The organism is Paenibacillus jiangxiensis (genome assembly GCF_046098255.1).
In the GTDB taxonomy this organism is placed as follows: domain Bacteria; phylum Bacillota; class Bacilli; order Paenibacillales; family Paenibacillaceae; genus Paenibacillus; species Paenibacillus jiagnxiensis.
The window spans coordinates 184,164-204,802 of record NZ_JBJURI010000005.1 but is presented as its reverse complement, the minus strand read 5'-3'; the positions used below and the strand labels follow the sequence as shown (position 1 = coordinate 204,802).

Here is a 20,639-nt window from a genome sequence, read left to right as displayed (position 1 = left end):
GCATAAGGAAAAGCAGTTTGGCAATTCCAATCTAAGACCATATTCACGTCCTGCCGATTGATTATTTAAGTGAAGAGGCACCCTCTCGGGTACCTCTTCACTTGTATATGGGGATCGATATTACGAGGTTTTAACTTCGTATTGGCCTTGAAGTCCATCCTTCTCTTGATTTGCCTTACGCTCTCCCCGCTCCAAACCATAATTCATAAAAGCCAGCAAGGCTGCCAAAATGGCCACGATGCCGCCGAACCAGGAAACATCAATGAGCTTCATGTTTGTCGTGACAAAGCCTCCCAAAGCCGATCCGATCGCAATGCCAACATTGACAGCTACGGAGGTCAAGGACGAAGCCAAGTCTCTGGCCTCCGGCACATGCTGATCGGCCCAATCAATGAAGTACAACTGCATCGTAGAATTCATGAGATAAACGACGAGAGCAATGAATGAGATACTCACCAATCCCCCGATAAGCGAACCTGACGAAACATAAAGCGACGCGAGGATGACGGCCTGAGCCAGGAATACATACCGAATTTTTCCCATCCCGTTACGTGCGGCCAGCTTGCCTCCGATTAACGTGCTGAAGATGGATACGACGCCGTACAGTAAAAAGACGAGGCTAATATACTGTGCCGGAACAAACAGCACATCCTGAAGCAAAGGAGCTAAATACGTATATACGGTATAGGTTGCCCCAATGCTTAATGCGGGAATAAAGAAAGCAAGCACAACTCTGGGATAGGCGAATAATCTGATTTGTTTTTTTAATGAACTGCGCGCTCCCTTTAGCCCTCTGGGAATGGTTGCGAAGCTTGCCAGCAGAGAAACGATTCCGAGCAGCGTGGTGAACCAGTAGGCCATATGCCAACCGCCCCATTGCCCGATATAGGTACCAAGGGGTACGCCAAGTACGCTGGCCACCGTGAAACCCGTAAAAATGATGGAAATCACTGGTCCCCGCTTTTCAAGAGGCATCGTTTCGCTGGCAACAGCCATGGCGAGTGCAATCAAGACCCCAGTGACAACAGCCGTGATCACTCTGGAAACGAGCAGCAGGCCATACGACCCGGATACTGCGGTTACTATATTCCCGATAATAAATATGCCGATCAAAGTAAGGATAAGAGGATACTTTGAGAAGCGGCTGAATAACGCCGTGAAGACCGGTGTGCCTATGGCAAAAGACAGGGCAAACGCGGACACCAGGGAGCCTGCAACCGATATGGCAATGTTCATATCCGCAGCCACTTCGGTTAATAGCCCGACCATCACAAATTCACTGGTGCCCAGGACAAAGGTCAATAAAAATAAATTCAAAGTCAGAAGCTTTTGCTGTTTAGTCAAAATAAATCTCCTCCCCGCCTTACAACACTAAAAATTGCGTTCCGAACCCCTTGCCGGAAACATAAGCCGCCTCCAGTTCCTCCTTGTCCCCTTTATCCAATAACACCACATTTTCGGGATACAGCTTGCCCAGCAAAGCCCATACGATAAGTTCATTTCCGCCAGTCGGAATGAAATGAATCCCGTCCGTATTCGTCACCAGTCCGGAATGCGACAAAATGTCTATCGCCCGATGCGAGCTGATGGATGTTCGTTTCACAACTGCTACTTCGGCATTGTCGTTCCCCTGAGGCCGATATAAAAAGCGATATCCCCTGAAAAGCTGACCAAGATCTACAGAAATTTCGCTGCCTTCCATTTCCAGGATGAAACGCAGTATCGTTCGATCACCCTCCGCATTCGGTAGCAGCCGAGCGACGGAAGGCTGATCGTAATACTCTCCAGTAACAGGAAGTGTATCTTTGTTCACCAGTGTACCTGTTCCCGCTTCGCCGCGCGGAGCAGCATAATAATCCCCATATTCATAATCGAATGAAACAGCGGCCAAATCTTGTGTTCCTGCTGCCTGTATCGTTTGTACGGGATGCCACTTCAGTAGATAGCGCGGCGCTGTCCCGGCCGGCTCTCCCAAACCAGCAGGCAATACGGTCCCCAGACGGTATTGAAAACCGTAACCGGCTGTGCTCAAACCCGAGCTGACCACACTTTGCGCATACTGGACAATCGATTTGTGAGTCAGCTTTTTCCCAAGTAGCTGAGTTAAAAATTTCTCGCGGGCCGTCTCCAGAAAACGCAATCCTTTGAACTCCGTATATTCCTTGACTTCAAACGGAACCTGCTCCCAATTGGCGAACGGAAGCAAGGCATCCCGCAGCAAAACAAATTGGTGCAAGTATTCATTATATAGCTGCATCACCCTTGGGCCGCCCGTTGGTCCGAAAGCCTGTGAAATAGCTTCCGGGATCAAGGCATGACCATAACAGTGGCTTCTAAACTCCATCGCTCCGAGCGTCTCTGCTCCGTATTGTGCTAGTGCCCGCTTTTGTGAATTAATTTCCCGCGCCCAGCTTACTAATTGTTCGCCTATGCGGACCGCCTGAGCTGTGAGTTCAGCCCCAGCCTTATCTTCCAAAGCCAAAGGACCAAGCGGCAATGCCGACACACGCCCGGAAATCGCCAAATTGGCCTGAAGGCTGTCCAGCAGCACCGTCGGATCACTGTTCACCGGTTCGCCAAGTTGAACCAGCATGGCTTCGAGCAGCTTATCCAGCTCCACAACAACCTCTTTTGCCCGATATACACCGGCAGGCAAATTCCAATCCAGGGCCGTGTTCGCGCCTTGTCTGATGGAATCGCCGGGATATTTGCCGATTAGCGGCTCAATATCCACTGCAGTTCCCCATACGATTCGTTTATCTTTCAAAGCAATTTGATATTCTTGCATCATTTCGCACCCCATCTATGAGTAATTTAACGACCGCCCCACTTGTGGATCGATTGTTCTGTATGTAGATTACCAAGTTCCAATACCGTTGAATAGTACGCACTTTTTTGTATGGTCCGATCATTTTTGTATGGTAGGATACATTTTGATACTGGTTATTCTACTATTTCAAACCTTTTTCGGACTCTTAGCAGCAGATTCTATGAACATTGCGAATTTTGAGCATGCAAAAAAGCTCCTAAGTCGCTGCGAGAGCGAATTTAGGAGCTTTTCATTGTTAGATCGTTGAATAAATTGCGATTTAAAAATTAGTTGCAATAATCTTCGAAGCAAGTTCGCTTGTCATAAAATCCATCGCGGAAACACCGAATCGGCCGCTCATGTTCGTGGTAAAGAATTGATTAACCTTTGGATTGATCTCGTCCGAAATCGCTCGAATGTTCGGAATGCCGAACAAGCCCGGACTATACCCGCTTGTGAAGTTAATGTATAACGTCGATGGATTGGACGAATTCGTTTCGTTGTACATGTTCTGAATATTCGTCCACTTCTTGTTCCGGTCCGATACTTTGTAATAATCTTGGATCTTCAAGCTGGCTGCATTATTGATTGTGAAGGAGGTGTTGTCTTTCCAAGCCGTTGCATCAATGCCTTTCGGAAGCTGGTCGGCCGCGAATCTTCGAAGAAGCACGATCTTGCCCCTGGCCTCGCCGAGAGTAGGGATGTGATCCGTCATCAACCATTTGTTCGGATTTTTATTAATATAGCTATTAAAGGTCTCTTCATAGGAACGTGTATTTTCGGCAGCGGTATGCTCCTCTTTCACGCTCATGATCACGGTTTCCGTCGGATTGTTATTCAGGAACGAAATTACGGCATTCAAGACGCCGTCAAAGTTTTGATTCTGATACACCGCGCCGTGGTGAATCGTGAAGGCGTCCTTAAAGTGTCTCGTACGAATATCCAGATAGCGGACCCCACTGGACAACTGCTCTGCAATTGTGAGATCCTGCGTCTTGGCCGTACCGTAAATAGACTCGTACATCGCACCGGAATCATGTGTTCCCGGGATCGAGAGCGCGGATAGCGCGGTCTGATCGCTAATCTCCCCCATCCAGTTGGAATTGCTGTAAGCCATGGATGTGTTCGCCAAAGATGTGACACACACAACAACGATAGCAACAAACAGAAGAGCTTTCTTAAACATTTTTGTACCACCTTGCCTCTCAATGGATTTATGTTAATCAAGCAGCACCGCTTGAAGAAGGTAATGATTTGTTTATTGCTGACCTTCCAGCCAACTCTCCGTCTCCTCCTGCGCTCTCTTCATTCCTTCGGCAGGCGACAATTCACCTAACAAAATGCGTTCTACGTTCTCCGACAAAATATAACGCGGTTGTCCGGAACGATAAGGATAGCGGGGTGCCCACAGTTGGCTCATTTGTTTGAGAATAATGTCCATCTGCGGCTCTGCCTTCACACTTTCCCAATCTGCCGCTGCCTTAAGGACAGGCATACTCTGGGAGCGTTGTTCTTCCCACATGTATTTCTGAAAAACTTCGCTTCCGCTGAACTTCAGCCATTCCCAGGCAAGATCCTTGTTCTGGCTTGTTGTACCGATGGCAAACGGGCTTCCCGCAAACATGCCGCCCATTCCTTTCTCGGAATGCTTGAAGAGAAGCGTCGCCTGGTAACGGTCTTGCGTGCCGAATGTTTTGATGCTGTCGATGAAGCCGGGTGCTACGCGCAAGTTGATGGCGATATTGTTGTTATCCTTCAAGAAGTTCTCGCTCCCTTGGTCCACAAGCACACCCTCCGGAGCATATTGGCTCGCTTCCTTCAGCCGTTCCGCCGCCTCGATCATCGTCGGCGAATCGAATTCCACCTTCATGCCTTTCCATAAGAACCCGGTTCCCCACTGACCGCCAAGCGATTCGTTGACGTTCATGACAGTATCTGCGGCATCCTTTCCATTAAAGGTCAATCCATAGTTTTGTGCACCGGTTTTCGGGTTGTTTCCCGTCATCTTCGCCGCTTTTTCCAGCACCTCATCGATCGTTGGCGATTCGGACAAATATTCGACACCCCAATCGTCGAAAAGCTGCTTGTCATACACAAGGACACGCGCATCACCGATGAACGGCAAACTGTAAATTTCCGGCTCCTGGTCGTTCGGTCCCATCGCTCTCCAGCCGTCCACCTGACCGTTCAGATACATACCCAGATCGAATTTGTCTTTTTCAATATAAGGCTGAAGCGGCTCCAGCAGTCCTTGTTCCGCGAACGTAGCGATTCCGGGCACTTGGTATACGTCAGCTGCGCCGGACTGGAGCATCGTCTGCGTCTTCTCGTTGTAGCTATCCCAACCCATAAGCACGAATTCGACCGTCACGCCGGGATGCTGTTTTTCAAACTCTTCTTTCAATACATGAACCCCTTTAGATGTCGCTCCCGTGACAGGGTCCGTCGTGTCCTCCAAGGAGAAGCTTCCGATCAATTGCACCTTCAGTGTTCCCGACAGTCCCCGCTTAGATGAAGTCCCCGGTTCGGATGAGGAATTCTGCGATTCGGGTGCCGAACCGTCAGACTTGTTGACGCTGGTATCGACGTTGTTTGTCCCGCTGCATGCGCTGAGTATGGCCATAACTATGAAGAACAGAGCAACGGCGCTAAACCTGGATTTTCCTTTGAACATCGTGATTCCTCCATAAATTCAAGTATTTAAGAACCTGACATTGCCTGTGTTATCCGCCGGGCCATTCCTGCTAACCTGCACTTTCTCCCTTTCTTCCCCAGTCCCATCACTCTCCTTTCAATCCGCTTAATGCAATGCTTCGAATGATATATTTTTGGAAAAACAGGAACACCAGCAGCATAGGCAAGATGCTCATCGCCGCCAGCGCCATCGTAACCCCGGCGAGCCGTCCGCCGTTCTCCGTGGAGAAACTGGACAGGAACAACGGCACGGTCTTCAGATCCTGGTCGTTAATGACGACAAGCGGCCATATGAACGAATTCCAGCTGTCTTGAAAAGACAGGATTGAAAGCGTTGCCGTAATCGGGCCGGTCAGCGGTGCGAAGATGTAGAAGAACGTCTTGAATTCACCGGCACCGTCCATTTTGGCGGATTCCCTCAGCCCCTCCGGAAGCTGATCGAAATATTGCTTCGCCAGCACAAGACCAAGCGCATTAACAATCGAAGGAAGGATGAGCGGATACTTCGTATTGATGAGACCTATATCGTTGAACATTGTAAACATCGGGATGAGCCGCGTTTCGAACGGAATCATCATCGTTGCCAGCACTGCAAAGAATAACAATTTCTTTCCCTTAAAGTTACCTCGTGAGAATGCATATCCGCCAAGCAATGCGGAACTGACGCTAAGAACGACGCAAAAGACGGCGATGACGATCGAATTCCAATAGGCCAGAAGCAATTTGTTATTCTCGAATACAAGTCCGTAATGAAACCACGAGAACTCCTTGGGAATAAGCCGCGGCGGGAATGGCATCGCAACGTTCGCCGTTTGCTCCAGACTGACGCTGATCATCCAGACGAACGGATAGATCATAGTGAAGCCAATGGCTACCAGCAGCAGGAAAACCACGGCGTTCAAGATTTTCTGCCTATCCTTTATGCGAATCATATTGGATCACTCGTCCTTCCTAGATTTTCATGCGCAACAACTTGGTATTGAAATACGTGAAGATCAGAATAAACACGAATAAAATATAGGCTGCGGCCGATGCAATACCGTACTCATGGCCGCCGAAACCGCGCTCGAATATGAATCCGACGACCGTATACAGTGACCGGGCCGGGCTACCTTGCAATCCACCGAGCATGTACGCATCGGAAAAACGCTGCAGTCCTCCGATCCAGCCGAGGATGAACAGGATGGTCAGACTTCCAAGCATATTTGGCAGAGTGATTCGCCACCATTGCTGCAACGGCGAAGCGCCATCGATCGATGCCGCCTCATAGTATTCAATCGGGATCGCTTGCAAGTTCGCCAGATTAATAATGATCACGAAGCCAAGCCAGTGCCACACAGCCAGGATCACCGCTCCCCATTTGGCCGAGACGGGCTGTGACAGCCACACGACCTTCTCAAATCCGAGCAGCTCAGCAACATAATTCAACGGCCCATCTGGATGAAGGATCGCAAGGAACACCGTTGCCGCCGCCACCATCGAGGTTGCATTCGGAATATAGAACAACACCTTGAAAAAATACGAAGCCCGCCGCAAGCTATTAATCAGACAAGCGATGAGAAAACCGATCGGAATCGCAATCAGAAGTTGAAAGATCGTTATGTAGATCGTGTTGTAGACCGCGTACCAGAACGTCCCCGAGGTGAGCACGTCCGCGTAGTTCTGAATTCCGACGAACCGTTCCTCCGCCCCCCGCATGAAGCTGAGCCGCAGTGACTCGATCAAAGGATAAAGGGTAAAAATCAAAATGCCGAGCAATGTTGGGAGCAAGAATACATACCATACGGCATGCGATTCCCGTCTCGAGGCGCTCCTCCATCTTCCGGACGCCTTAGCTTTTGATTCTCTTGCATTCACCTGCAACATGATTGTCGGACAACACTTCGGCTGTCCTCCTCCCCTCTATCATGGAATCAGACAATATGGTATCGATACCATATTTGTCAAAGAAAATAGGCGTCATCCGACGACCAACGCTTCGCTAGCTCCATGCAGGCGGATACGTCCATAACGGACACCGCGTCTATCCCCATGTCAACATATCTGCGGAGCAACGCCCCGTTCGCCGGCAGCGTATAAATCCAGACGAGCAAGCCGCGCTGTGCCGCATGCTTGATCAATGCTTCGCGGCAAGATTCGTAATGGGCATTCACCCCGTCAAAGCCTGCTTGCTTCACCTGTTCGCAATATCGCCGGATATCCGCATCGTATTCGTCATCAGGTGTATCTAGCGGGATATGCGGCAAATTCCATACGACATGCTTTGCCCGGATGCCATGTGCAAGATGGTCGGTAATACCCGTAAAGTACACTTGACTCCAGGCGTCCAGTCGGTCCACGACCTTCGCTGCAGCTTCATAAGCTTCGGGTGTCTTCAAATCCAGGTTGAATTGAATACGCTTATTGAGGAACTGTCTCAATACGGTTTCCAGCTTCTCGACCGGATCGTGTTCGGCACTCATCCATTCCGTATATGTGTAGAGCGAGACGTCAGGTTCATCATCATGATAAAGCACCGCTGTGCCGTCCTTCGTCGCGCGAACGTCCACTTCCAGCATGTCGGCACCTGCATCGAAGCCGGCTTGACAAGATTCTGCCGTGTTGTAAGGGGTTCCTTCGCAGCCGGTATGCGCGATGATCTGATAACGTTTCATTGTGCCAACTCTCCTTCTCCAGTCAATTCTCTTCCAGTTCCAGTGATTTCCTCCGCGATCAACAGTTCGTCCATCGTACGTTCCACCCCTACAACATTGATATGGTATCGTTACCAGAAATGATTCTGTGTACATTCTAGTTGGCTTATGTAAAATCTATTGCTATTTTTTGTTTGACTTTATGTAAATTGCACAAAGCGAAAAAAAATCACCCCTTCGGGTGACATAGATTGTTCTCTGGGAGCACTACATTAACGCTCGACTGCTTTCACGTACGACGAGTCGATGCTGCAATATAATATCCGAATCGAACGTGAACTCCGGGTTTACGATCAATTGGTGCATATAGTCGACCGACTTCCTTCCAAGTTCCTCCACCGGTTGCTCCATTGAGGTAATCGCAGGGCGAACCAACTCCGTTATCCGACTCCCGTCAAAACCGACGATGGAGATATCCTCCGGCACCTGCAGCCCGTAATCCAGTGCACAATTGAGCGCCCCAACGGCCATATCGTCACTGGCTGCAAAGACGACCGTCGGCAACTCATCTTGTCGAATGATTTCCTCCATCAGCCTGCGCCCTGAAGGTAGCTTGTAATCGCCGAATTTGACGAATCGTTCATCCTGCTCCAGACCATGCTTCTTCATCGCATCAAGAAATCCGCGATACCGATTCAATCCGGAAGTAATGTCATCCAAATCACCGCCGAGATAAGCAACGTTCACATGCCCTGTCTGAATAAGATGCTCCGTCGTGTCGAAAGCGGCTTGATAATCGTCGATCATCACTGACAAGTATTTGGATGATGGGGCTTTCACACTGGAAAACAAGATCGGCATCGAGGCGCCCGCAAAAAAATCAAGAATGCGGTCATCAAACTTCTGATGCATTACAATGATGCCATCGACCCTCATGTTTTGAAAAATCCGCAAGTACTTCAGTTCCTTCTCCAGGCTCTCCGCGATGTTGCCGACAAGCAGATTATATCCTTTCGCACTTGCGGTTTCCTCGATGTTGCTTAAGATCGTTGAAGAAAATTGATTCGTCAAATCAGGAACAATGATGCCGATGATACTTGTCTTCTGCGACTTTAAGCTGCGCGCGATATGACTCGGCGAATAATTGAGCTCTTCAATGACGCGATTGACCTTCTCAAGCAGCGCCTTGCTCACATACTTCTCACCGTTCAACACCCTGGAGACACTGGTAACAGACACACCGGCTCTTCGTGCGACGTCTTTAATGCTTGTTCCCACCTTGCTTGCCACCCCTTAACCGATTACGTTCCTAAATAATTACGATATGATACGTCCGTCCATTCGTCAACTTTCAAGATGGGCGAGAAAGACCGGCGAAATTCAAGAGCGCCGAAAAAGGTTTTGCGTAACGTTACGCCCTCCTAACTTCCGCCCATAACATCAGGTTTGCCCCCTCTGAACACCTCAACCATCACCAAAGCTCCCATTCTAAATCCCTGGACAAAAGCTTCACTTGCAAGCATCGAATTAGACTCATCATTTAAATCCAATATTTGCTCAAGGGCTGCAAAATCGCTCTCCGAAAATCTCTGTTTGACTTCCTCCATGAATTCAGAAATTTTTCTATTGAGCGGACGATATTCCGGATCTGTGGGGACCATTCGTTCTTCAGGGTCCAGGTTGCCTCTGTAAAGTTCCTCCAAAATACTTTTCATTCCACACTTCCCCTTTAAGAAGATTATGTAAAAAGCCGTGTACAGTCGTTTATCACTTAAGCTAAGTTTAAACTATGTGAAAACAATAAAGTGAGTTTTATGCATTTTTCGCATAAAATCTACTTGTGAGTGGATATTTTCTCTCCAAATGAATGTATAATAAGCTAACCGTATCCAAAGAAATATATATAATTACACAGCAATCCGTTGAATTGTATAATTTCATTGTGGTAACATAAGAATAGAAAAAGGGATCGGCTGCAACCGATCCCCTTGTACAACCACCGCTAAAAGAGCGGGCAGCCATGGAAAGAACTCAAAAGAAATGAGCCGTTATCCTAGTCACAGGGCGGCTCATTTCCGCTTATTGAAAGACAGCATGGCAATTACAAACATGCCAAATGCAAGCATCAAGTATAATGCTTCAAACACTGTCATAGCCTCACCTCCCTTCCAGGAGATTTGGCTGCCGCCCTGTTAGCTGATATGTTGTACAAGCCAGATTATACCACAATAAGCCCTGGGCAGTCGTCCCCAAGCTATTTATTTATGTAGTCATACACTAACCATATCCAGAGAATTATTTAGAATCGCACAGCAATCCGTTGAATTGTATAATTTCATTATGGTAACATAAGAATAGAAAAAGGGACCGGCGGCAACCGGTCCCCTGTACAACCACCGCTAAAAGAGCGGGCAGCCAGGATCTCTACTCAAATAGGAAATGAGCCGTTGTCCTAGTCACAGGGCGGCTCATTTCCGCTTATTGAAAGACAGCATGGCAATTACAAACATGCCAAATGCAAGCATCAAGTATAATGCTTCAAACACTGTCATAGCCTCACCTCCCTTCCAGGAGATTTGGCTGCCGCCCTGTTAGCTGATATGTTGTACAAGCCAGATTATACCACAATAAGCCCCGGGCAGTCAGTCCCGAGGCTATTTATTTATATAGTTTTTGGCTTTTCGTTTAACCTTCGCGTCTGCCTTCACGTTTGCCTTTACGTAGACTATGAGCCTACAACATGCTCAAAGGTATGTTGTAGGCTCAAAACGTAACGAATTCAGCTATTTCACAAAAATTAGATCGTCGGAATCGACCCTCCGTCAATCAAGTATTCACTGCCAGTAATCCATGCCGCGCGGTCAGAGGCCAGGAATGCGACCAGTTCAGCAACCTCCTCGGGCTGCCCCGGCCGTCCAAGGGGAATGCCGCCGATCGAATCCATGAACTGCTCCAGTCCAGCTTCCCGGCTTCCTGCAGCTTGGGCAAACAGGTCGATCACCGCTTCTGACGCCTCGGTCTGAATAAAGCCTGGCGCCACGGTATTAATGCGGATGCCGCGCGGCGAGAATTCTTTGGACAGTCCTTTGCTGTAGTTGGACAAGGCCGCCTTAGCCGCAGCATAGGCCAGCGTAGTTTCATACATCGGCAGGAGTCTCTGAGCTGACGAAATGTGGATGATCACACCGGAGCCCTGTTCCAGCATCATGGGCAGCAGTCCGCGGTCCAGGCGGACTGCTGCAAGCAGATTCCAGTTCAATGCGTGCAACCAATCCTCATCCGTCAGGACAAGCGCACCACCCGGAGGGGTGATTGAGCCACCGACATTGTTCACCAGAATATCAATGCCGCCAAGCACTTCCTTAACTCCATCGATCACCTTCGCCACTCCCTCCGCTGTGGCAAGGTCCGCTTGCACGAACAGCTCCGGCTTGGGCAGATCGGCAGGACGGGTGCGGGCAGTCGTCATCACGGTTGCGCCGCTGCCCGCCAGTCTTTTGGCGATGGCTCCCCCCATTCCTCGGGTGCCGCCGGTTACCAGTACTTTTTTACCTTCAAACTCATGCAAAGGATCTTTAAATATTACAGTCATTTCTAATTCCTCCTACGAATTTGATCCTGCTGCGGCCACGCTATTCCTGTGCTATAGCGACTGCGTGTCAGGTACAGTGTTATTTTACATTCGCCTCTTGTATAAGTATAATTTATATTATTCATATGATTGATTATTATAATTCATATATTATAGGAGGACTTCTCTTTGGAACTCACTCAACTGGAATACTTCATTACTGTGGCCAAGCTTCAGCACATGACCAATGCCTCCAAGGCGCTTAACCTGACCCAGCCGGCCTTGAGCCACGCCATTTCCAAGCTGGAGGATGAATTGGGGCTGCCACTGTTTGACCGGGACGGACGTAATATCCGGCTCAACCGTTATGGGGTGCAGTTCGCCAAGCGGGTGGAAGAAGCTCTGCGGAGTATCGAGGGCGGGATTCAGGAAATCAGAGAATGGTCTGACCCGGATACGGGTGTAGTCTCCATCTCTTATCTGAACATTCTTGGAGTGGATCTGATCCCAAACCTTGTTATGGTTTATAAGCAGGAGCATCCGAAGGTCCAGTTTGAATTATTTCAGGGCAGCCTTGGTGATGTGGATGAGCATTTTGAGAATGGGAGTTCCGACCTGATGATTACCTCCAAGGAATCCGCAATCATGAAGCATGAATGGCTTACGATCCACAAGGTGCCTTTGTATATCGTCGTTTCTGCTCAGCATACCTTTGCACGGCAATCATCCCCACTCAGTCTTACGAAGCTGTCCGGCGAACCCTTTGTGGGCCTCAAGAATAACTGTGCCTTAAGATCTACTATTTCCACATGTTTCGATAACATCGGTTTCCATCTGGCCACCACCTACGATGCTGAAGATCTGGTTACTGTAGCCGGCTTCATCAAAGCTGGTCTGGGTGTTTCGATCCTTCCGCAGACCCCAGGACTGGAGCTGGAGGGACTTGTCTGGATTCCGATTGCCGAGGAAGGCTGGGAATGGGAGATTGGCCTGAAATGGCGAAAAGACCGCTACCTTCCGGCAGCGGCCATGGAATTTATAGAATTTATTAGACAACGGTGAGGTGCTGCTATTTCAGTAAATGGATCTCACTTGCACGGACAATAGCCAGTCTGAACACATGGCTTTTTACCGTTCCCTCCGTAATTCCGAAGCGGACAGCAATCTCCTTATTGGTGGGCCCGTCGACAGGGAGTATATTTACTGTTCGGGAATCCTTCAGTGCATGCAGGTACACCACCTGCTACTATGTAGGGAGCATTTCTCATATCTATTGTTCAATATAACGCGATGAAGAAACTCTATTTCATTGACGATTGCGTTGTTCAATGTCATTGGATCGAAGTCGTCTCTAGTTGTCCGCGTTACATACAAAAAGCCAGGAGAAAATCCCTGGCTTTTTGTATCCGGCATCTGTATTTTTAGCCGATTAACCTTGAAAGCAGAATAATCTCTGCTAATCGCATGATGAGTCGTCTTCTGCGCCCTCTAATGATGGCACTTAAAATAAGAAAATCCGTTCCAACCGATAGGAGAGTTCCAGTAAAAATGCTGCCGGTGGTTGTAACCTGTACGGTTTTTCCCTGTAGTAATTTGGCTTGTTCGCGAAATGTCACGTCTTCAACCCCCCTTTCCTTTACTGATATAAAACGCATAACAGACTATTCCCGTTCAGCAAAGTTTGAAAGGGATGAATGTGGAGAAAGAAAAGTATATTCATGGAATAGGCGAAGCCGCCAAAACTCAAGGTCGGACCGAAGCGAAAAAAAGCAATCCCCCCGGGTCTCGCAAAGCAGGGAAATTGCTTCTTTTGGATGGATCATTAAGCTATCGCATTCATCCAGTTTTGCTGGAGTAGGAAACATATATTCCCCCCCTTTAAATCGATAGGACTGAAAGCGTAGGCAACCACTTGTTGCTTTTGGTTTGCTTTGGTGAAATTATAGAACGATGGAAAAACACCCGCTCCCTACGATGTTGGAAAAACATCGGAGAGCAGGCGCTTTTAGGGTTCATCTGTTTTCTTCAATATGCCCCGGCTTCGCCGATCATTTGCAGCTCGATTTGCTTCATTTCATAGAAATATCCCTTTTGCTCCATCAGCTCTGCATACGAGCCCGCTTCAATGACTCTCCCTTGGTCCATGACCAAGATCCGGTCCATCTCCTCCAAGCCAGTCAGCCGATGGCAAATCAGCAGAAGCGTGTCGTCAACCGCCTGAGTTAATAGATGCCGGAAAACGCGCTGCTCTGTAACGTAATCCAGTGAAGATGTCGGTTCGTCCAGAAGCCACAACCGCCCTTTCCGAAGCATCGCCCGGGCCAGGGCCAGCCGCTGCTTCTCTCCCTCTGACAAGTTCTCCCCTTTTTCATACACCGTGTCGTCCAGCGACTTATTCGTCAGTTGCACTCTATCCAGCATAACCGACAGCTCTTCGTCAGAATGATGTTCCTCATTCAGCAGCAGGTTGTCCCGAATGGTGCCCCGGAAGAAATGGCTGTGCTGCAGCACCACATTGGACGCTTGCCAAATGCTCGCCTCATCCAGCTCCTGGGCCGAGACCCCATTTAAACGAATCTGGCCTTCTGTCGGTGTGCGCAGCTTGAGCAGCAATTCGATGATGGTTGTTTTGCCTGATCCGCTTGGTCCAACAATGGCGGTTTTGGAACCCGGGGGAATCTCCAGAGAAATATTCTTCACCGCCGGACGCCATTCATCTTCATATTGAAACGTAACTCCGCATAGATCAATCGAAATAGCCTGATTGACGGAGAGGACACCGCTTGGCTGCGATGGCTTCCGGTCTGCGGCTTGAACCGTTTCCGCAAGCCGCCTTGCCGCATGTTCGCTATCCTGCTTATAAGCAGGCAGCGTGGCCATTGCCGCAGCTTCTTCAAACACCGTGAGCGAAGCCATGACCAGCATGGCGAGAAACACACCGGCTAGCGAGCCGTGCATGATCAAATAGGCGCCAAGTACCAGTACTCCCCAGGAAATGAGATATGTCACAAAAGTATGCAGCGATTGCCCGCGCAGTAAGTGCCGGGCTGCTGCCTGCTGTTCGGACGCCAATGCGGCAGCGTTTTGCTGCAGCTGCTGCTCTCGCTTTTTCAATTGCCCGTATACTTTTAAATCGCGGAAACCGTAAAGCAATTCGGTCACTTCAGTGGAAAACACCGCCCGCTGTCGGCGTACACGGCCATGTATCTTTCTCTGCCCAAGCAGAACAAGCCCCGGAACCACAAAAGCCGTTGCCAGCATCCCCAGCACAAACAAACAGGCCATCCAGAACGAAAAGGCCGAAGTAAACAAAACCGTAGCCAAAAACACCATAACAACAACGACAGGGGGATAAGCGACACGTATAAAATAATGCTGCAGACTTTCCACATCCCCGACGATCCGTGCGAGCAGCTCTCCGCTCCGCTTTTTGCCCAATATCCCAGGTGTCAAAGGCACAAGCTTGGCAAAAAAGGAGGTGCGCAAACGGCTGAGTATAGAGAACGTCGCCCGGTGGGAATACAAGCGTTCGGCGTAGCGGCTTGCCGCCCGCAGCAGGCCAAGAATTTTTACCAGTGATGTCAGCACAATCAAGGTATAGAGTGGCGGGGCGAACACCGTTTGGGAGACCATATAACCACTTGCGGCAAAGAGGCATACACCTGCTATGCCGGCGACGAATCCGCCGATGATCGCCATGGCAATATCCTTACGTTCCTGAATCATCGCCTTTGTTAATATAGCCAGCTCACTCATGCGAATCCTCCTTTACGCTGAACATCCACCATCTCGGCATATTGGGGCAGACGCGCAAGCAGCTCATCATGACGTCCGCAGTCCAGCAGTACACCGTTGTCCATAAACAAGATCCGGTCGGCATGCCGTATCGTGTACAGGCGGTGAGCTACGGTAATCATGGTCGCCTTTTTTGCAAGCTCGGCAATGGACCGCTGCAGGACGCGTTCAGTGTGCAAATCCAATCCCACCGTGGGCTCATCAAACAAAATGACGGCAGGACGCTTCAAAAAAGCACGCGCCAGTGCAAGCCTTTGCTTCTCACCGCCTGACAATCCTCTGCCTCCTTCTCCGACAAAGGTATCATAGCCCTGCTCCAACTCGGCAGCAACGGCGGCAAGCCCGGCGGCCTCCGCCGCCTGCACGATTTCCGCCCTGGAGACGTCCCGGCCCGCGCCAATCGTTATATTGTCGGCAAACGTGCCGGCAAAAATATACGGATGCTGGGTAATGTAGCTCACGTGCTCAAACCATGAGGCTTCATCGTAATGCACAAGCGGGCGTCCGTTCACCAGCACTTCTCCCGATGCCGGCTTCAACAACCCGGCAATGAGATGCAGCAAGGTTGTTTTACCTGACCCGCTTTTTCCTACGATGGCGATTTGCTCCCCAGGTCCAAACGACATGGAACCGGCTGCAAGCTCGAACGAATCCGGCGCATACCGAAAGCGGATATCCCTCAGCTCGATGGATGGCGGCATCCGGATCAAATCCAAGTCAGCGGTCCCAGGTTTGTCCGCCTTCTTCATCCCGTGGACCTCGTCTGTTCCGGCCGTTTTCCCGGCGCCCTCTCCCCTATCCGTTTCCGCTCTCTCTTCCCTTGTTTCCGCAAGCATTTCTTCCACTTTACGGACTGCGCCCATGCTGGTGCGGCCGCTGTGAAAGGCAGTTCCCGTGCTTTTTAACAGGCTGTAAAACTCCGGCACCAGCAGCAGAATCAAAAAGGCGATGTGGAAGGAAAGCGATTTGAACACCAGCAGCTGCAGCGCCAGCTCAAGCGCAACAATGCCCATGCTGAGCATCACGATCGATTCCAGCATGAAGGTATTGGTAAAGGCAATACGCAAAATGCCCATCGTCGCATCCCGGTAACCAAGGCTGCTGCGCTCAATTTCCTGCTGCTGGCGATGAGCCCGGCCATACAGCTTAAGCGAAACCAGCCCTTGAAGCGAGTCGAGAAACGTACCGGAAAACTCGGCCAGCTGCGCAAATTTCTCCTCCGATTTGTTCTTCGTTTTCAGCCCCACAAGCACCATAAATATCGGGATAAAAGGGGCGGTAACCAGCATAATGATGCCGGAATTCATATGCAGAGTAAAAACAACGATCAAGATCAGAATCGGAATGACGGCAGCTTCCATCATACGCGGCATATACTGGCTAAAATAACTGTCCGCCTCATCCACGGCATCCAGCGCCACACTCACCTTGCCCCCGGTTTGCCCGCGCAGCGCCGAAGGAACGGAAGCATTGGCAAGCTTACGCAGCACCATTGCCCGCATCTCCGTCTTGGCACTGGCAGCCATGTGCAAGCCGATGCGCCCGTTTCCATACGACAGCAGCGTACGCGCAGCCATGACGGCCAGCAAAAAGCCAAGGACGACAACAACCGATGACAAGGAAGCCTGCTGCACAAAAATCCTTTCGACGGCTTCAGCGAGCAGTACAGCTTGGCCGGTCATGGCTGCACCAAGCGCAAGCGACAGGCTCGCCAAGAGAACAAGACGTTTCCTTTGTGCAGACATGAGCTCGGATATCAGACTGGTTTTCCTTTTCACGCAGACTTCCCTCCTTTATACATACGCCTGTTAGGTACTCCAAATATACAGTCATGCACGTGTTGGCTCATTTTTTACCTTTGACATAATCCGCATCAAACAGGAATAACCTGAAGACCAGAATAAGGGACGGTACCAGCAGGCACAGGCCGCCGATAAAGGCAACCACCAGCGCAATGCCCATCGACTCCTGCGTGGCCCCGCCTTGAATGGTAATGTACGGATCCAGAATATAAGGATATTGCCCGATCCCGTACGCAAAAAAGGCACAGAAAAACTGCAGCATGACACATATAAAAGCCAGTCCGTAGCGGCGCCCACTATACAGAAGCCACAGGGCTATCATGAAAAAACCGACGGAAAGCGCGAGCAGCCACCATAAATCCATCATGTTTTGAAAATGGCGCTCATTGTGCTGGCTGAGATAAATAAATGCCGTAAGTGCGGCAATAATCGTTGGTGTGCTCCAAAACAGGGCATAGGTCCGCAACAGCTTCAGCGCAGACTGATCGTCCGCCCGGGAAGCGTAGAAGGCCAGGAACGATCCGCTAATGAACAGCACCGATACGATGGCCAAGGCGACGATGCTCCACGACAATGGGCTTGATATCAGCGACCCATATTCCAGAAAAACAGCTCCGCCTTGCTCCATAATATAACCGCCCTCGGAAAGCGTCAGTGCCACCGACAAAGAAGCCGGAATGAGCAGACCCGTTGCCCCATATAAAAACAGATACACGATATTTTCTTTGGAGCCGTAATTTTCAAACGCATAAAAGGAGCCGCGAATAGCCAGCAGAATAATGGCGATACTCCCCGGTACAAGCAGCGCAGAGCCGTAATAATAAGCCGTGTCGGGGAAAAAACCGACGATGCCAACGAAGAAAAAGACAAAAAACACATTCGTAATCTCCCAGACCGGCGATAAATAACGGGATATCAAACGATTGATCAGGTGATCCCGCTTCGTGAGACGGGCATAGAAGGCAAAAAAGCCGGCGCCGTAATCAATAGAGGCCACAATTAAATAACCGTACAAAAATAGCCAGAGCACGGAGATGCCTATCAACTCGTAACTGATCATACCGGCTCACCCTTTTCCATGGATTGAACATGCTTGTCTTTCACAAGCTTTTCCAGTTCTGCTTCTGCCGGTTTATTACGGAACAAGCGCCTCAGTACAATGACACACATGGTTCCCAGTACAATATACAAAAGCAGGAAGAGGAAAAAGAGAATCCTCACACTCGGTGACGAAGTGGCCGCTTCCTCTACGCGCATATATCCGCGGATAATCCACGGCTGCCGCCCGATCTCCGCATAAAACCAGCCTAGTTCAACACCCAGAAACGATAGCAGCGTGCTAAAAACAATCCCCCGAAGCAGCCACTTGTTAAGCTCACTGCGTTTCTTCCAGAACAAAAACAGAAAATACAGCAGCGCAACGGCCAACATCACAAAACCGATCCCGGCCATGAAATCAAACAAATAGTGCACAAGCAGCGGCGGCCGTTCATCGAGGGGAAACTCCTCCAGTCCCGTTACCTCGGCATTAAAGTCTCCAAAAGCCAGGAAGCTGAGCGCTTTCGGAATGTGAATGGCTCCCATGACCTTCTGCTCCGCATTCAGCCAGCCCAATAAAATCAAATCCGCACCGCTCTCCGTTTCAAAATGCCATTCCGCCGCCGCCAGCTTCTCCGGTTGATGCTCTGCCAAAAACTTGGCCGACATATCCCCGGCCAGGGTTGTCAGCAGGCTGAACACCAGCACTACGGCCATCATGAGCTTTAATGCTTTCTTGGCATACGCCGACGGCCCTTTTCTTAGCATCGTGTAGGCCGCGATTCCCGCGAGCAGGGCGGCTCCCGTCAAATAAGCCGAGGTTACGACGTGAAATACTTTGGAGGGCGTCGCCGTATTAAACATCGCTTGCAGCGGATTGACTGCCGTAAATTGGCCCGCTTCCATGACAAAACCTCCGGGCTGATTCATAAATCCGTTCACTGTCGTAATAAAAACAGCGGACATGCCGGCCCCAACGACAATCGGAATCGTCAGCAGCCAATGAGTATAAGGATTGCGAAACCGGTCCCATGTGTACAAATAAATCCCCAGGAAAATAGCTTCAAAAAAGAACGCAAAAACCTCCATAAATAACGGAAGTGCGATCACATTTCCCGCCAATTGCATAAAGTTCGGCCACACAAGCGAAAGCTGCAGGCCAATCGCCGTTCCGGTCACCACGCCTACAGCCACGGAAATGATAAAACCTCTCGTCCATCTTTTGGCCATGAGTATGTAATGAGGGTCCTTCTTGCGTATACCGACGAATTCGGCAATGGCAATCATGAATGGAACACCAACGCCAATCGTTGCAAAAATGGCATGAAACGCCAATGTCATCCCTGTCAGCCATTTACTCCACAGCACAGTATCTATAACCACGCCAGACTGTCTCCTTTCAATCACTGTTATTTCAATCATCGGGATTGAATCCAGCCAAAACATGCCCGATATTTAAAATTTATTATAACGACGCAATGTCTCAAATTAATCACGAAAGGAGCTCAGTTCAAAAAAGAATCAAAACTTTCTGACAACTCGGTGAAAAACAAAGAAAACCACCCTATCGAGTCATTGATCCGTTCCCCGATGTGTGGTAATAACAGCAAAAAGCTCCTAAATCGCTGCAAAAGCGAATTTAGGAGCTTGTGTCGGAACATAAAGCCGCCAGATAAGATTCCAAGAGGCTTTCCAGCCTTTCCACCGACAGCCTGTCCGGTTGTAAGATTCTATGCACGGCTAATCCGTCGATGAATGCAAACAATTTCTCTGTCTCCAGTTCGATATCCAAGTTGGGCCGGGCTAACCGATTTTTTACGATCTCTTCCAGCACGAAACGGGAGGCTTTATACAACCCATCTTGAATATTCGCACTTAACCTCCTCAATTCGGGATAAACCAGGGCCTTCGAATGAAAAGCAAACCAGACCTCCATTTCCAGCGTTCTCTCCTCATCGACAGGCAAAAGCTGCAGCAGCAATCTCTTCAAGTCCGCCAGCAGCGGCCCTTGAAGCTCAAAAGCCTCCAATCTTTTCTCGACCCGTTCGACAAATATATTCATACAAAAGGCAAACAGCTCTACCTGCGATGAAAAATAATGGCGCATAGATCCGACAGACAGTCCCGCCTCTTCCGCGATTTTGCGCACGGTAGCCTGCTCCAGGCCTGAATGCCGAATCACTCTTAATGCGGCTTCTGCGACTATACGTCTTTGCGTTTCATGGTTCACGATTTTAGGCATAGTGTTATTATACGTTCTTTTCTTTTTTAGTACAACGTGTTAAAATCTTTTTAGC

At 49.5% G+C, this 20,639-nt stretch carries 21 protein-coding genes; 2 read left to right on the top strand and 19 right to left on the bottom strand.

Annotated elements, in window-relative coordinates; all coding sequences use genetic code 11:
- Positions 1-120: 120 nt before the first annotated feature.
- From ACI1P2_RS07465 to ACI1P2_RS07410, 12 genes are all read right to left on the bottom strand, one after another.
- Complete coding sequence (locus ACI1P2_RS07465; protein ID WP_355318319.1) at positions 121-1,344, bottom strand: MFS transporter; 1,224 nt, start codon at positions 1,342-1,344, stop codon at positions 121-123.
- Positions 1,345-1,363: 19 nt separating this feature from the next.
- Entirely contained in the window at positions 1,364-2,788 is a 1,425-nt protein-coding gene (locus ACI1P2_RS07460) for a hypothetical protein (RefSeq protein WP_355318317.1), read from the bottom strand.
- Positions 2,789-3,089: 301 nt separating this feature from the next.
- Positions 3,090-3,995, bottom strand: coding sequence for a phosphatidylinositol-specific phospholipase C (locus ACI1P2_RS07455; protein WP_355318315.1), 906 nt, complete (start codon positions 3,993-3,995; stop codon positions 3,090-3,092).
- A gap of 72 nt (positions 3,996-4,067) precedes the next feature.
- Entirely contained in the window at positions 4,068-5,483 is a 1,416-nt protein-coding gene (locus ACI1P2_RS07450; protein ID WP_355318314.1) for an extracellular solute-binding protein, read from the bottom strand.
- Positions 5,484-5,589: 106 nt separating this feature from the next.
- Positions 5,590-6,396 (bottom strand): carbohydrate ABC transporter permease, encoded by an 807-nt coding sequence (locus ACI1P2_RS07445; protein WP_355318478.1) that lies wholly within the window; start codon positions 6,394-6,396, stop codon positions 5,590-5,592.
- Between the two features lie 58 nt (positions 6,397-6,454).
- Complete coding sequence (locus ACI1P2_RS07440) at positions 6,455-7,228, bottom strand: carbohydrate ABC transporter permease (protein WP_408976159.1); 774 nt, start codon at positions 7,226-7,228, stop codon at positions 6,455-6,457.
- A gap of 218 nt (positions 7,229-7,446) precedes the next feature.
- On the bottom strand, positions 7,447-8,157 hold the full coding sequence (locus ACI1P2_RS07435) for a glycerophosphodiester phosphodiesterase (RefSeq protein ID WP_355318310.1): 711 nt from the start codon (positions 8,155-8,157) through the stop codon (positions 7,447-7,449).
- 246 nt (positions 8,158-8,403) lie between these two features.
- Entirely contained in the window at positions 8,404-9,414 is a 1,011-nt protein-coding gene (locus ACI1P2_RS07430) for a LacI family DNA-binding transcriptional regulator (protein ID WP_355318308.1), read from the bottom strand.
- 143 nt (positions 9,415-9,557) lie between these two features.
- Positions 9,558-9,851: a DUF6809 family protein gene (locus tag ACI1P2_RS07425; protein WP_355318307.1), complete on the bottom strand. Its 294-nt coding sequence runs from the start codon at positions 9,849-9,851 to the stop codon at positions 9,558-9,560.
- Positions 9,852-10,205: 354 nt separating this feature from the next.
- Entirely contained in the window at positions 10,206-10,289 is an 84-nt protein-coding gene (locus ACI1P2_RS07420) for a putative holin-like toxin (RefSeq protein ID WP_355318476.1), read from the bottom strand.
- Between the two features lie 315 nt (positions 10,290-10,604).
- Positions 10,605-10,688, bottom strand: a complete 84-nt coding sequence (locus ACI1P2_RS07415) for a putative holin-like toxin (RefSeq protein WP_355318476.1) — start codon at positions 10,686-10,688, stop codon at positions 10,605-10,607.
- Between the two features lie 245 nt (positions 10,689-10,933).
- The gene (locus ACI1P2_RS07410) at positions 10,934-11,728 is read right to left on the bottom strand and encodes an SDR family oxidoreductase (RefSeq protein WP_355318305.1); all 795 of its coding nucleotides are present in this window, start codon (positions 11,726-11,728) and stop codon (positions 10,934-10,936) included.
- A gap of 168 nt (positions 11,729-11,896) precedes the next feature.
- Here ACI1P2_RS07410 and ACI1P2_RS07405 point away from each other — a divergent pair, with 168 nt between their 5' ends.
- Positions 11,897-12,769, top strand: a complete 873-nt coding sequence (locus tag ACI1P2_RS07405; RefSeq protein ID WP_355318303.1) for a LysR family transcriptional regulator — start codon at positions 11,897-11,899, stop codon at positions 12,767-12,769.
- A gap of 7 nt (positions 12,770-12,776) precedes the next feature.
- Here the strand turns inward: ACI1P2_RS07405 and ACI1P2_RS07400 are convergent, their stop codons facing one another.
- Entirely contained in the window at positions 12,777-12,944 is a 168-nt protein-coding gene (locus ACI1P2_RS07400) for a sigma factor-like helix-turn-helix DNA-binding protein (RefSeq protein WP_355318301.1), read from the bottom strand.
- Positions 12,945-13,128: 184 nt separating this feature from the next.
- Positions 13,129-13,323 carry a hypothetical protein gene (locus ACI1P2_RS07395; RefSeq protein ID WP_355318299.1) on the bottom strand — a complete coding sequence of 65 codons (195 nt, stop codon included), beginning with the start codon at positions 13,321-13,323 and terminating at the stop codon, positions 13,129-13,131.
- A 74-nt stretch (positions 13,324-13,397) separates the two neighbouring features.
- Between ACI1P2_RS07395 and ACI1P2_RS07390 the strand changes: the two genes are divergently transcribed.
- Positions 13,398-13,565, top strand: coding sequence for a hypothetical protein (locus ACI1P2_RS07390; RefSeq protein WP_355318297.1), 168 nt, complete (start codon positions 13,398-13,400; stop codon positions 13,563-13,565).
- Between the two features lie 167 nt (positions 13,566-13,732).
- Here ACI1P2_RS07390 and cydC read toward each other — a convergent pair whose 3' ends face one another.
- The 5 genes from cydC to ACI1P2_RS07365 all read right to left on the bottom strand — a co-directional run bounded on the left by cydC (position 13,733) and on the right by ACI1P2_RS07365 (position 20,584).
- On the bottom strand, positions 13,733-15,463 hold the full coding sequence (gene cydC / locus ACI1P2_RS07385; protein ID WP_355318295.1) for a thiol reductant ABC exporter subunit CydC: 1,731 nt from the start codon (positions 15,461-15,463) through the stop codon (positions 13,733-13,735).
- On the bottom strand, positions 15,460-17,280 hold the full coding sequence (cydD, locus tag ACI1P2_RS07380; RefSeq protein ID WP_355318293.1) for a thiol reductant ABC exporter subunit CydD: 1,821 nt from the start codon (positions 17,278-17,280) through the stop codon (positions 15,460-15,462). Before cydD ends, cydC begins: the two co-directional genes overlap by 4 nt.
- Before the next feature lie 67 nt (positions 17,281-17,347).
- On the bottom strand, positions 17,348-18,364 hold the full coding sequence (locus tag ACI1P2_RS07375; RefSeq protein ID WP_355318291.1) for a cytochrome d ubiquinol oxidase subunit II: 1,017 nt from the start codon (positions 18,362-18,364) through the stop codon (positions 17,348-17,350).
- Positions 18,361-19,725 carry a cytochrome ubiquinol oxidase subunit I gene (locus tag ACI1P2_RS07370; protein ID WP_355318289.1) on the bottom strand — a complete coding sequence of 455 codons (1,365 nt, stop codon included), beginning with the start codon at positions 19,723-19,725 and terminating at the stop codon, positions 18,361-18,363. Before ACI1P2_RS07370 ends, ACI1P2_RS07375 begins: the two co-directional genes overlap by 4 nt.
- Before the next feature lie 256 nt (positions 19,726-19,981).
- Complete coding sequence (locus tag ACI1P2_RS07365) at positions 19,982-20,584, bottom strand: TetR/AcrR family transcriptional regulator (RefSeq protein ID WP_355318287.1); 603 nt, start codon at positions 20,582-20,584, stop codon at positions 19,982-19,984.
- Positions 20,585-20,639: the final 55 nt, after the last annotated feature.